Source organism: Nostoc sp. FACHB-892 (assembly GCF_014698795.1).
GTDB lineage: Bacteria > Cyanobacteriota > Cyanobacteriia > Cyanobacteriales > Nostocaceae > Nostoc.
The window spans coordinates 16,931-30,096 of sequence record NZ_JACJTR010000060.1; the positions used below are offsets into that span (position 1 = coordinate 16,931).

The 13,166-nt window shown below is 39.9% G+C and carries 7 protein-coding genes and 1 pseudogene; 4 read left to right on the forward strand and 4 right to left on the reverse strand.

What is annotated here, in order from left to right:
* Positions 1 to 188: 188 nt before the first annotated feature.
* Entirely contained in the window at positions 189 to 5,633 is a 5,445-nt protein-coding gene (locus H6G96_RS35925) for an ATP-binding sensor histidine kinase (protein WP_190918680.1), read from the reverse strand.
* A gap of 831 nt (positions 5,634 to 6,464) precedes the next feature.
* On the reverse strand, positions 6,465 to 7,808 hold the full coding sequence (locus H6G96_RS35930) for a cytochrome P450 (RefSeq protein WP_190918682.1): 1,344 nt from the start codon (positions 7,806 to 7,808) through the stop codon (positions 6,465 to 6,467).
* A 424-nt stretch (positions 7,809 to 8,232) separates the two neighbouring features.
* On the opposite strand from H6G96_RS35930, the gene H6G96_RS35935 reads away from it, so the two are divergent.
* Positions 8,233 to 8,895: a Coq4 family protein gene (locus H6G96_RS35935; protein WP_190918684.1), complete on the forward strand. Its 663-nt coding sequence runs from the start codon at positions 8,233 to 8,235 to the stop codon at positions 8,893 to 8,895.
* Positions 8,896 to 9,268: 373 nt separating this feature from the next.
* Here H6G96_RS35935 and H6G96_RS35940 read toward each other — a convergent pair whose 3' ends face one another.
* Positions 9,269 to 10,441 (reverse strand): family 10 glycosylhydrolase, encoded by a 1,173-nt coding sequence (locus H6G96_RS35940; protein ID WP_190918687.1) that lies wholly within the window; start codon positions 10,439 to 10,441, stop codon positions 9,269 to 9,271.
* A gap of 260 nt (positions 10,442 to 10,701) precedes the next feature.
* Here H6G96_RS35940 and H6G96_RS42655 point away from each other — a divergent pair, with 260 nt between their 5' ends.
* Positions 10,702 to 10,827, forward strand: a complete 126-nt coding sequence (locus tag H6G96_RS42655) for a hypothetical protein (protein WP_277933051.1) — start codon at positions 10,702 to 10,704, stop codon at positions 10,825 to 10,827.
* 84 nt (positions 10,828 to 10,911) lie between these two features.
* Here H6G96_RS42655 and H6G96_RS35945 read toward each other — a convergent pair whose 3' ends face one another.
* Complete coding sequence (locus H6G96_RS35945; protein WP_242063558.1) at positions 10,912 to 11,880, reverse strand: PleD family two-component system response regulator; 969 nt, start codon at positions 11,878 to 11,880, stop codon at positions 10,912 to 10,914.
* A 266-nt stretch (positions 11,881 to 12,146) separates the two neighbouring features.
* Between H6G96_RS35945 and H6G96_RS35950 the strand changes: the two are divergent.
* Together H6G96_RS35950 and H6G96_RS35955 are read left to right on the forward strand one after the other, a co-directional pair.
* Positions 12,147 to 12,326 (forward strand): annotated as a pseudogene (locus H6G96_RS35950) (HNH endonuclease); the annotation flags it as partial.
* 352 nt (positions 12,327 to 12,678) lie between these two features.
* On the forward strand, positions 12,679 to 13,166 hold a 488-nt coding region (locus H6G96_RS35955; protein WP_190918689.1), incomplete at its 3' end, for a protein kinase.

Sequence of the window (13,166 nt, forward strand, 5' to 3'; positions counted from 1 at the left end):
TTCTACTGCAACAATTGACGCTACGCTCAGAAGATGTTTGAAAAGTTCTATTGTCGGTATCAAAAGTTTTAGATCCCCCTAAATCCCCTGATAAATTGGGGGACTTTGATTCTGGTTCCCCCCTTTTTAAGGCTAGGGGGGATCAATAAGTGCCTAAAATCACAGCCAACTACTTTTAAAACATCCTTTCAGGCTTCTAGCCTTGCCTGAAGCGGGATAGAGACAATAAATTCAGCTCCTTTTCCTAAAACGGATACACATTCCAACCTTCCTCGATGCTTATTAGTCACAATCTGGTAACTAATAGATAGCCCTAAACCAGTGCCTTTACCAACAGGTTTGGTGGTAAAAAAGGGTGTGAAGAGTTGCCGCCGCACATTTTCGTCCATACCAGAACCGTTGTCAGCAATGCGGATGACAACAAAATTACCTTCAACAGTAGTACGGATTGTAATGATGCCTGGCTGACGTACGATATCAGCATAAGTTCGATGTTCGTTAAATTCTTCCAAAGAGTCGATCGCATTTGCGATTAAATTCATAAATACTTGATTCAGTTGCCCAGGATAACATTCTACAGGTGGGAGATTACCGTACTCCTGTATTACCTGAATTCCTGGATGATCTGGTTGGGGTTTAAGCCGATTTTGCAAAATCATCAGAGTGCTATTAATGCCCTCATGGATATCAACGGCTTTGACTCCAGCTTCGTCTAGGCGGGAAAAGTTTCTCAAAGATAATACAATCTGGCGAATGCGATCAGTTCCCACTTTCATTGAAGCCAACAGCTTAGGCAAGTCTTCCATCAAAAAATCTAAGTCAAATTCATCTATTTCATTCTGAACTTTAGATGGTAAATTCTGGTTTTGCTGCTGATAAAGTTGTACTACACTCATCAAGTCTTTGACATAATTATTCACGTAAGTAAGGTTGCCGTAAATAAAGCTGACTGGGTTATTGATTTCGTGAGCAACGCCTGCTACCAATTGCCCCAGGCTAGACATTTTTTCGCTTTGCACCATCTGTGACTGGGTGAGCTTCAATTCATCAAGCGTCTGCTCTAGCTGCTTTGCTTTCTCACGCGCTTGTGTTTCCGAAATCTCTAACTCCTGGGAGTATATGTGCAAATTTGTGTAGAGCCGAGCATTTTCTATAGAAATGGAAACTTGCGAAGTCAATAAGTTCAGTACTTCTAATCGCTCTGCGGTAAAGGCTCCGGTCGTGAGGTTATTTTCCAGGTAAAGAACTCCAGTTAGTTTACCCTGATGAGCGAAAGGCGAACACAAAATTGATTTGGGTTGATTGGCAACAATATAGTTGTCACTTGCAAAACGCTCTGTGTGGCTAGCATCGTCTAAAACCAAATTTTCTTTTGTTCTCTCAACATAGTTAATCAACAAAGCTGGTAGTTTATGCTTTACTTGAAACAGGCTCGACGATCGCACTGTCACTTGATCTCGATCAATACTTCCTTCGGCTTCAATCACCCAATGGTTCTCCCGTTTTACAAGTAGATAACCCATTTGGGCCCCAGCATTCTCGATCGCGATCGTCATCATTTTCTCTAACAGGCGACTTAGCTCCATCTCGCTTGAGAGTGCTTGAGACGCTTTAATCGCTGTGCTGATATCTAGAGCTTGGGTTTTAGCTTCAGAACTATCTCGAATCTGCTTTGTAGCCGTACCCCGTCCAGTTACCTCCCCGACTGTATCTGTAAAAAGTTGGGAATATTGTTCGTCTAGTTGCTCGACTTTACCCGCAGCTTCCCACTTGAGATAGCGATAGCGGGCTTCTTTAAAATAAATTTTGGCAAAGTTTTGCCTATCCTTGGCTAAATAAAATCTAAATGCCAGTTCGTTTGCTAAGGCTTCATTTTGTAAATAACCGTTTTCGGCAGCAGAAGCGATCGCCTTGTCATACAGCTCCATTGCCTGATAATCTTGCTGGTAAATTCGGGCAATTTCAGCTTGAATCAGCAGGGATTTGTGTTGATAATTAGTTGGGCAGTGCATTGCCCATTGCTGGAATTTTTCTAAGTTGGCATTTAGTTTATCCAGATAAACAACTTGAGTTGCGGTATCTGCCTCCGCATAAGCCCCAGCCAAGGCAATACTTTGGTGAAAGTAGAAAACAGGATTAATAAAAATTCCTCGCGCTCCCCCAACAAATTTTTCGGCATTCTCTGCATACTCAACAGCTTTGGTATACTCTCCATACCAGTTACAGAGCGCAAGTTTATAGATGTAAACTACAAATGCGGTTAACATATCCGAAGATGCCTGTGCAAACTCTAGCAGTTGCCGTTCATCTGCCCAAGTTCCAATAAGCTCGTTAATCTTACCTGCTGGCTTAGTCAGGTTAGCGATCGCTTCCATAGCCAGCAGATGGTAGTTCAACATATTTCTGTCAATTTTGCGGAGGCTAGGAATAAAATCTTTGGCTACTTCTGCGGTTTTTTCTAAAGATTCATTCCCAAATAAGCATTGCCATAAAAAATTAACTGAACAATAACCAGACCATTGATAAGAGCCTGTTTCTAAACCACTATTAAATCCCTTCAATAAATAAGGTTTTGCCTGGCTAATATGGTCTTTGTAATGACAGATTAGACCTCCCCACATATTCAAAATATTCGCTTCTAATTCTTTCGTTCTTAAAATTTCATGCAATCGCAGAGATAGTTTCCCAAACTCATAACCCGAATCTACCTCGCCATATTGAAATACTAAGTTGAAAGAATACAGCATATAACCAAATACCGAAATTGGTGAGTTGCCATACTGAACAGAAAGTTGAGTTATGTTCATCGATGTGATGTGCAACGCTTTAGATCCTAAAAAGTAGGCAATGGGCCAGACTTCTTTTAAGATGCGTTGAGCCATTAGCTTCTCTTCGTCTTCCATTGGCGGTAGTTCTGCAAGACTAAAAGTTGAGCGATCGCCAATAACTTCCTTGGTATGATTAAGTTTTTCTAACAAATATGCATCATCGGGATAAGCTGTAAACTCCAAGCCTAAAAGCTCTAAGGTATTTAGCCCAATTTTATAGGCGGAGTTTAAATCATTCTCCATTCGATAACACATAATCCGATATTCATTCACCCGACACATATCAAGAGTAGTTTTAACCTGGTTGAAAGTCTGCTCAAAAACCAGCAAAGCCTCCTCATATTTTCCATTTAAAAATTCTGCTTCTCCAACTTGCAAATATAAAGTTAATGTAAGCAAATAATTATCTTGCCAGCTATTTTCAGGTAGATAACTCATACCTGTTTCTAGCAACTTGAGTGCAGTTACAAATGCCGAAGATGATTTTGCTCGCTGGCCTGCTTTTAGATTTAATTCTGCCAGTTCATATCTTTCTGCTGGTTCCACAATCAATGAACTACCAGCATTGAGATGGTTGACGATATCAAAAAGATGTTCTTCTAACTGGGCTTTCTCAGTATTGTGTAATAGTAATTTTCCAATTTTCAGATGTACTTCTTGTTGCTGACCAGTTGGAATTAAAGAATAGGCAGCTTGCTGAACGCGATCGTGCAAAAACTTATAGTCAACTTGTACGGCAGTATCGCAATATGTTGCCAATTCTGACTGATTCAACAACTGAGGAATTTTGTAAGTATCGCTTAAGGGAAGAATTAATCCCGCCCGCAAAGCTTCCCATAAATCAACTGCTGTTGCTGATGGAGATTTTTCGTTTACTACAGCTAGAATTTCTAAATTAAATCGGTTGCCAACACAAGCAGCTAATTGTAAAACTTGCTGGGTCGGTTCTGACAGCCTCTGAATTTTATTCACCATTAAATCGACAACATTATCGGTAATGGCTTGTTCCTGAATTTTGTTGAGATCCCACTTCCAGAAACCCGAACGATAATCAAATGTTAAAAGATTATCTTGATGCAATACTTTTAATAACTGAGTTAAGAAAAAGGGATTACCTTGGGTTTTTTGAAATAGCAAATCAGCTAAAGGTTCTGCCTGAGATGATTCGCAATTGAACGTGTCAATAACCAGTTGAGTAATATGAGGTGCTGCTAATGGCTTCAAAAGTAACTCTTCAACGGTTGCCCCAAATGCTTGAATTGCCTCTAGCATTAGCATCAGTGGATGGGTGGGACTAACTTCGTTATCTCGGTAAGCCCCAATCAGCAAAAGATACTGACTTTCTGGGTCAGTCATCAGATTTTCGACCAGGTTCACAGAGGCAGCATCTGCCCATTGGAGGTCATCTAAAAACAGTACTAAGGGGTGTTCAGCAGCAGTAAAGACATGGATAAATTGCTTAAACACCCGATTAAAACGGTTTTGAGACTCAGCAACCCCCAACTGCGGTACAGGCGCTTGCTGCCCAATAATCAGTTCTACCTCCGGGATGACATCAATAATAACCTGACCATTAGCTCCCAATGCTCGTAGTAATTTATTTTTCCAAATCTCAACTCTGGCTTGGCTTTCAGTTAACAGTTGCCGCATTAATTCTCGAAATGCTTGAATCAAAGAAGCATAAGGAATATCTCGCTTGAGTTGGTCAAATTTGCCACCGATAAAGTAACCTCGTTGCCGCACAATTGGTTTGTGAACTTCGTTAACTAGTGAAGATTTGCCAATACCTGAGTATCCTCCTACTAACACAATTTCGCTGGAACCAAGGCTAACTTTTTCAAAGGCAGCCATTAAAGCTGCCACTTCTACTTCCCGACCATAAAGTTTTTGAGCTATTTGGAATTGATGCGAAAAATCTTGCTGGCCTAAGGTAAAAAGCTCAATGCTGCCTTTTATTTGCAGTTGTATGGCTGCTTGCTCTAGGTCAGCCTTTAAGCCGTAAGCACTTTGGTAGCGGTCTTCAGCAGTTTTGCTCAGAAGTTTCATAGCGATCGCGGAGATTGCCAGTGGTACATTAGGATTAATCTCGTGCGGAGCTACTGGAATTTTCGCAATGTGACAATGCACCAACTCTATTGGGTCTTGAGCATTCTGGAAGGGGAGCTGACCCGTTAACATTTCGTAAAAAATAACACCTAATGAGTAAAAATCTGTACGATAATCTAAGGTTCGATTAATGCGTCCAGTTTGCTCTGGCGACATATAAGCCAGCGTTCCTTCTAGGAGGTTGAGGCTACTGATTTCTGGGCTTTCTTTTGACAGCAGCGAAGCGATACTGAAGTCAATTAACTTTATTTTTTCGGTATTAGGATTATAAAGAATGTTTTCCGGCTGAAGATCCTTATGGATAATGTGGTGGGTATGTAACTCTCCCAAAGTCTCAGTAATTTGACGAGCAATGTTGAGAGATTTTATAACTTCAAAGCCTGTATTAGATATCTGAACTTTTAAAGATTCTCCACCAAAATCTTCTAAAATAAGTGCTAGACCATTACTGTAGCCATTGTCGTAACTGATTAATTCATGAGCTTTGATTACACCTGTAATATTCAAGTTTTGAATAATTTCGTATTCATGCTTTATCTGGGCAATCTCTTTGACAGTAGGATACTCTGCTTTGAGCAGTTTGATGACAACTGAGTGCCCGTTCACCTTGGAGTATGCTCGATAAATTACTGTGGTAGTAGCTTCATAAATTAAACTTGCAGTACTATAGTCCGGGATGCGAGCAATTAATCTAAACATTATTATTTGTTTGAATGTTAATTTATAATTGGATTTTGGTGATTATTATAATATTCCCAAAATTCAAGTTAAGTTAACTCTTCAAATACTAGGTGATATCAAATTCGGTAGCATCTGAATAATTCAAAAACGGCTCCAGGCGTTGAGGACGCACAGGGAGAGGAAAGAGAATTAAGCTCATCATTATCCTGCGATGCCTAGGGCGGTAAACTACGCACATAGACCATGCTGTAGGGAACATTGCTGTGCCCTTACGAAAGATATCAGGACTTACGCACTCAGATCCCCCAACCCCCTTAAAAAGGGGGCTTTAGAAGTTCCCCCCTTTTTAAGGGCAGGGCTGTTTCATTCCATTTCAAACAGGATTTGTCAAGATGGTTAGCGAGAAAATTGTAAGTAAGCGTGACGAAGAGATGAACATTTAAGCACTGAAATATCAGTAAAATAGTTGGTTTCATCGGCACGCTGGTAACAAAATAACTAATTTTTAATCGCTAGAACCCTTGATTTTTAAAGCTCTTTGGGGAATGAAACAGCCCTGCCTTTTTAAGGGGGGCTAGGGGGGATCTAGGTTTCAGGCTTCAGTGCGTAAGTCCTAGATATGATTTTTAACCTTGACTTATATTTGGTATTTCTTGTCAATACGTAGCTTTTTCAAGGTGGGTAAAAATTTTGGTCAATAAATTCCTCTTTAAGCTCTTTACTCTGTGTTCTCTGTGCCTCTGCGGTTAAATAAATTACTCTTAAACCTTACTAGGCGCAGAGAGCGCTGAGAAAAAACAATCTTATTTCAATACAATTCGGTAATTCCAATCTAAGAGTTGCGCGCGTTTATCGTTTTCCAATTGTGACCATTGGGACTCCACCATCAGGAGCTAGGGTAAACCCACGCCGTTGCAGTCTAATAGGTTTATTTTCCACTAAGGCAAGTTGATAATTGGATAAAACTGTTGCAAGAACTAATTTGATTTCTAACTGAGCTAGGGCATATCCCAAACACCGCCGACTTCCACCACCAAAAGGAATGTATTCTGAAGGGGAATACTGCCGCTCTAGAAAACGTTCTGGTCGAAATTGTTGAGGATTAGGATACAAGTCTTCCCGGTAATGTACAAGGTAGATACTCGGCATTAAGGTTGTGTCAGGTTCAAACTGGTATCCTGCAATATTTATGGATGATTTGGTAATGCGTGGGAAAAGCACTGGAATGACTGGATACATCCGCAGGGTTTCTTGGCAAACCGCAGTTAAGTAAGGAAGTTGGGCAATTTCCATCGGATTAAGATTTTCTCCCAAGCTGTCGAGTTCCTGGTGCAATTTTTCCAAGACATCTGAATTTTGGTGAACTTGATAGAAAGCCCACGCTAGTGTTGTTGCAGTAGTTTCATGTCCAGCAAATAAAATTGTGAGCAATTCATCTTTTAATTCATCGTCGGTCATTGGTTGCCCATTTTCATCCCGTGCAGCCATCATCAAGCTCAGAACATCGCCCCGGTTCTGATTGTTTTTTGTTCGTCTCTCTGCAATTTCTGCTTGAAGTAGCTCATAAGTATCGCGTTGTCTACTTTTCATCTGCCCCCAAGGAGTCCATGTTCCCCAATCTTGTTGTAAGAACGGCAAAAATAGCATACTGGAGCGCAAGGGAGAATCAGTCATATTCAGCCAAGCCGTCATTAAAGGTTTAAGTTTCTGATAACGTTCGCCTTCAGTTAAACCAAAGACAATTTGTAAAATCACCTCTAGGCTGACTTTCTGCATGGTAGATCGAGCCACAAAGGGCTGACCAAATTGCCATTGGCTGGCAATTTGCTTAGTAATTAAGCAGATTTGCTCTGCATAAGCTTGTAGCTTCTCTCCATGAAAGGGGGGCATTAATAATTTTCGTTCTCGTCGATGGCGGGTACCATCCATTAACATTAGAGAATTTCGCCCAATTAGAGGTTCTGCAAGTTTGTTACCACGACCAATATCAAACTTAGAATCTTGACTGAAAATTTCTTGAATGGCTTGGGGATGGCTAAGAATTACATAAGAACCGATTCCACTCAGCCGCATGGAAAAAATGTCTCCATATTTTTGACTATATTTTTGCTGAAATCCAATCGGATCGGCAATCCATTGTATAAGCTGCAACCACGAAGGACTGGTAATGCAATTCGGTAATTGATTAAGCATAATATTTACCTGTGATTCCACTCGATAATTTCAAAGAAATACGCTGCCTACCAAGTGTGTAGGCGTAGCCCGTCGTAGACATCGCACAGAAGTTACTAGGCAAGTTGGATCTAAAATTGGACTACGTGTGTCGATTGGGGATGAGAAAAAACCGGGAGTAGGTTTACCACTTTCTTCACCTAGAGTTGCGATCGCAACTTGATTTTCAGCATTAGCTTAGTCGGAATGAAGCAACAAATAATCAGATCGTGTCCACTACTCTAATATAGAATTACAAACACAAGTTGTAGACACCACATCAAAGTTAATTCCGCAAACATTAGAAGAGACGGTGTCTATCTAATTCTGCTACCCAAAGCTGAAAGGAATTGAGGCTCGAATAGTATCAAACTAAAAGACAAAGCGTTAACAGAGGTTTTTAAGAATGGATTCTGTAGCCCAACTTGAGCCTACATGGCACGATAGCGCACTAGAGAGCATTATCAATATAGTAAGAGCGCCTGATGGTGACTTTGAGAGTATTGGCAACCTCGCAAATAGTGTTGCTGATTTACATAGCTTACAAAAAATAATAGAACTTCTTCATAGCACGCCACAAGGAGAACAAGCATTTCGAAAGCGCCCAAAGTTAGGTGATATCGATCTCCAGAAACTTTATTGTTTACCTACCAATACCCTGGGATATACCTATGCTGAACATATGTTTAAAAACAATTTGAAGCCTTTACATTCAGGCCAAGTAGAGAATGATGACCAATTTTTAGGAGCGCATATCACAGAAACACACGATATTTGGCATATTATTACCGGATGCGATACGAACATTATTGGAGAAATTCAATTAGAAGCTTTTTATGTTGCCCAATTACACTTTTCGCGTTTTTGGGTAGCATTATTAGCTAAAAATCTTGTCAAAGCTGCTATTTATGATATTGAGGTTTCGACAAAATACATGGATGCAATAACCAAAGGATGGCTAATGGGAAAACAGGCTCTGCCTCTATTTGGTCTTGAATGGAATTTATTGTGGTCAAAACCACTGGAGGATGTCCGTACCTCTTTGAACATCATTCTTTGTGAAACTTAATTCAACGCATTTTGCATTAAGGGTGAATTTTATTATCCTCCTTAATGACTCTCCTGTGAGGATTTTGTGGGTCAACTAGTACCGCAAGGCGGAAGTCAAAAGTGAAAAGTCAAAATGAATACAGTGTAAGCGTTTCGTTGACTTGGAATTAGTTGTTCATTTCTGCCTTGCAGCACTAGTGATATCTGCCTCACAGTAGACTGAGTAATGGAGTGATTTGTGGTACTTCATACAGACCAATTTCCTTGATCATTTTTAGAATAAAACTGACGAGCGATGCCTGCGGTGGGCAAAGCTTACCCATAAATTATAGGTCTTTTTATTATACTTCTTTCATTGTTCTTCGTCCCCCAACCAGAAGATTTGCAGACCATCACATCGAGTTTTTTAAGCTAGAAGCTGTTTTTTCTGGGTTTCCCGAAAACGGAAAAACTAAGATACTCTTGATTTTTGGGTTATCAATTAATTCTTTTAAACGGCCTAGTTGCCGATCTGTAATTGCAACTCCAGCGTATTTTTGAGCATAATTTAATTCTTCAACAAAATTAGTATCATTATAAGCTTGAATAAATACGCGATCTACGCCCCATTTTTCCCAGTCAGCCGCAAAATATTTTTTAGCCCAATAGGGGTTATGATGACAAATATCAAAACTTACCGATGAATTAGCTTTTTTCATAGAGCTGACCATTTGTTGGACAAAACTAGTTAAATTTGTAGTACGGTCAACTTTTCCAGGTAATTCAGCATAATAACCTAGATAATCATCCCATTGAACTGCATCAATATTAGGGTATTTTTGGACAAATTCTACTAAGATGTTTTTAAAAAAACTAGTAACTTCAGGAATCTCTACATCAAGGACATAATGATCGATTTCAGAGTAAGTTTTATCCACTCCCGGAACAATCCATTTTTTGGCGATCGCTAAATCAAAAATTGGACTATTTTTATCTATTTTAATCCCCTTTTCAAAGTAAGCATGAACTTGCATACCTTGTTTATGCGCTTCATCAATCAGCCAATTTAACCATTGATCTTGAAACTGGTTTGGACAACTTCTATAGCCTAGAGTTCTCTGCATAACGTCGCTATTATACATTGTACAACCATTTCCCCAAACACCATGAATAATTGTATTAATTCCTTGAGAGTGATAGTAACGAACTCTTTCACGAATTGTTTGTTCGTCGGCATTATTAGTGGCTTGGTAGCGAGTTAAATAAATTCCTCTAATTACTTTTTTCTCCCAAGGAGTTTGAAGTAATGGTGTTTTTTTATCTGGTATTTTTCTGACCGCAGCTTGGTTATTATTGGAAGCGGATTTTGGAGTATTTGAGAAAGAGATAGCGGGAGCTGGAGAAGCAGTTGGAGCCGGATTCAAAATCGGAATATTTATTTGTTGATTCTTAGGAAAAAGCTTGCTGATATCTAGATTTCCTTTCTGGCTAAACCACCAATAACCACCTCCTAAAATAACTATGATTACAGAGAATGGAATATTTGCACATCCACATCCAATTGGCTTTTTGTTTTGGCGCGACATAATATAATGATTATCTGGTGATTTATTATATACAGCAATCCCAAATTCAACCTCAGAAAATGCTAAGATTAACAGTATATATTCATAAGCTTTTCAACGATTTTATCTTTGATAAATTATTTTGGATGTGCTTGCTTTTGGAGCGTAGGCGCAGCTCGTCTTAGACATCGCCTGACTCATCTCACCACTGCTCAATGAAATTAATACAAGAATGAGCGGCTCATGCACCAGTAAATTATCAGCACAAGTATAATTTAGTTTTGGCTGAACAAGCTTGTGTAAATGGCGATCACCTACAAGCCGGAGCTTATTATGAAATAGCTACCAAAAAGCGATCGCTAATGGTTATCTTCAAAAAACAGCGATCGCTGGGTCTATTGTTGTAGAAAAACATGGTGGAACTTTGATTGGGGAGATTTATGAAATTTTGACTCTAAGAACGATTCATCGGCACAAGTGTTATTTGATCATCAAAAACGAGTATGCTCGGTTGCTAGGTACATAGAGTGAGCTATTGCCATCTGTTCGCTATTTTTACGCCATTTATAATTACAGGTTGAGTCAACTAATGAGTTATTGTGCTTGAAGCAATCGCGTCCTGCTGCCTTTGCCTGATATAACGCTTGATCCGCTGCCGTAATTATTTCTTCAAAGCTAGAACCCGGCTCAGGGATTACTGTAGACAACCCAGCACTGAGGGTTATATGAGAACTAAATTGTGAATGACTATGAGTCATTACCAATCTCCTTACCGCAAAGCAAATTCTCTCGGCAATTTTAGTAGCACCAAGTTCGTCTGTGTCAGGCAAAATTACAGCAAATTCTTCACCACCATAACGGGCGACTAAATCAGCAGGACGTTGAACAATATCGAGTATGGCTTTAGCAATTTTTATAAGAGCGCGATCGCCTGCCTGATGGCCATAGGTATCATTATAAGATTTGAAGTAATCTACATCAAGGAGGATGAGAGACAGAGGCTGTTGTTCGCGTGCCATGCGCCGCCACTCTTGGTCTATATATTCTTCAAACCGTCGACGGTTAGCTATTTGAGTTAAGAAATCGATACTAACTAACGTAACTAATCGCTGCAATTCTTGTTTAGCGGCAAGGAGTTCTTGATGTAACTGCGATTGCTCAATCAAGCCTCTTACCCGTTGACGCAAAACTTGCCAGTTAATCGGTTTGGTAACATAGTCCATTGCGCCTACTTGAAATACTCGCTCAATTAACTTAGTATCCTCAAGTTCTATAGTCATTAAAACTGAAGTGTACTTACCTTTTTTAATACTCAGTAATACAGAACAACACTCAAACCCATCCATATCTAGCATGATGGTATCAAGGAGTACTAAATCAGGGTGCAATTGCTGAAAAATATTTATTGCCTCGGTGCCATCTTTTGCCTCCACTACTCGATACCCTGATTGTTTTAGCAATCACATTTGTTGACGGTTAAATGTTTCATTATCAACAATAAGAACTAAAGATTGCTTTTCTTGATGAGTAGCTTTCATTATTGTTATCAATTATTTTTCATGTAGTTTTATGTTTTGCTTACAAGTTATAACTTTTGTAGCCTTCAGCCCTAAAAGTAAAGCTATCAAAACAGAAAAACTCTTTAACCGACACCTAAGTACCTGACTCAATATTACATACTCAAACTTAAAAGTCTGTACGGTTTCAAACATTAAGCTCCTTACCCTCTAAAGCTCTTAATAAGCAAAATCATAGATGTGCTTCCTGCGGCTTAAAGTTCATCGATGAGGAACGGGTTCACCTGCATCACATCGACGGAAATCACGCCAACTGGAAGAAAAATAATCTTGAAGCAATTCACGAGAGTTGCCACGATTACAAACACATGAGCAAAAGCGCAAGCTAAGAACATCGGGAGCCGTGTGCAGTGAAAGCTGCACGCACGGATCTAACTGAGAGGTGGGGGGAATAATATCCCCCATCGACTCAACCATATCACCATAATGGGACGGTGAAGAAGTTGTACGAGGGATAGGGCAAAACTTTCCGCAACTGGTGTCCCATGCTACGCCAGTTGTCAAACCAGTGCTGTAGAATAGCTTTACATAATTGATACAGCGCTCGTAAGTGAACGCCATCACTCTGCAACTGGCTAGAAATGAACAAAACCAAATAGGATTTCAAAAGATGAAAAATCTAGATAGCTGGATTGCTGTATAGTTTGAGGTGTACCAGATTATCCTCTTAAGAGTTGCTCTATGATCACTCTGCCTGGTATTGCTATCCAAAACAAAATATACGAAAGTGACAATTCTCTAGTGTACCGGGGCATCAGAGACGATGGAGTAGGGATCATCGTAAAAATGCTAAAGCTTGATTATCCCTCTCCCCAAGAACTAACCCGCTACAGACAGGAATATAAAATTACCCGCTCCCTAAATCTGGAAGGAGTTATCAAAGCATACAGCCAGCAGGACTATCAACGCACTCTGGTGATTATCTTAGAAGATTTTGGGGGAGAGTCCCTAGAGCAATGGATGCATAAGCGTCCAGATATATTCTGCCCCATGCCTTTATCCACTTTTCTCGGTCTTGCGATCGCTGTTTGCGACATTCTGGGCAGAATCCATGCAGCCAATATCATTCATAAAGATATCAACCCTGGAAACATAGTCTTTAATCTGGATACTGGCGTTGTCAAAATTATTGATTTTGGGATTGCGACCCAATTTAACCGCACGAATCC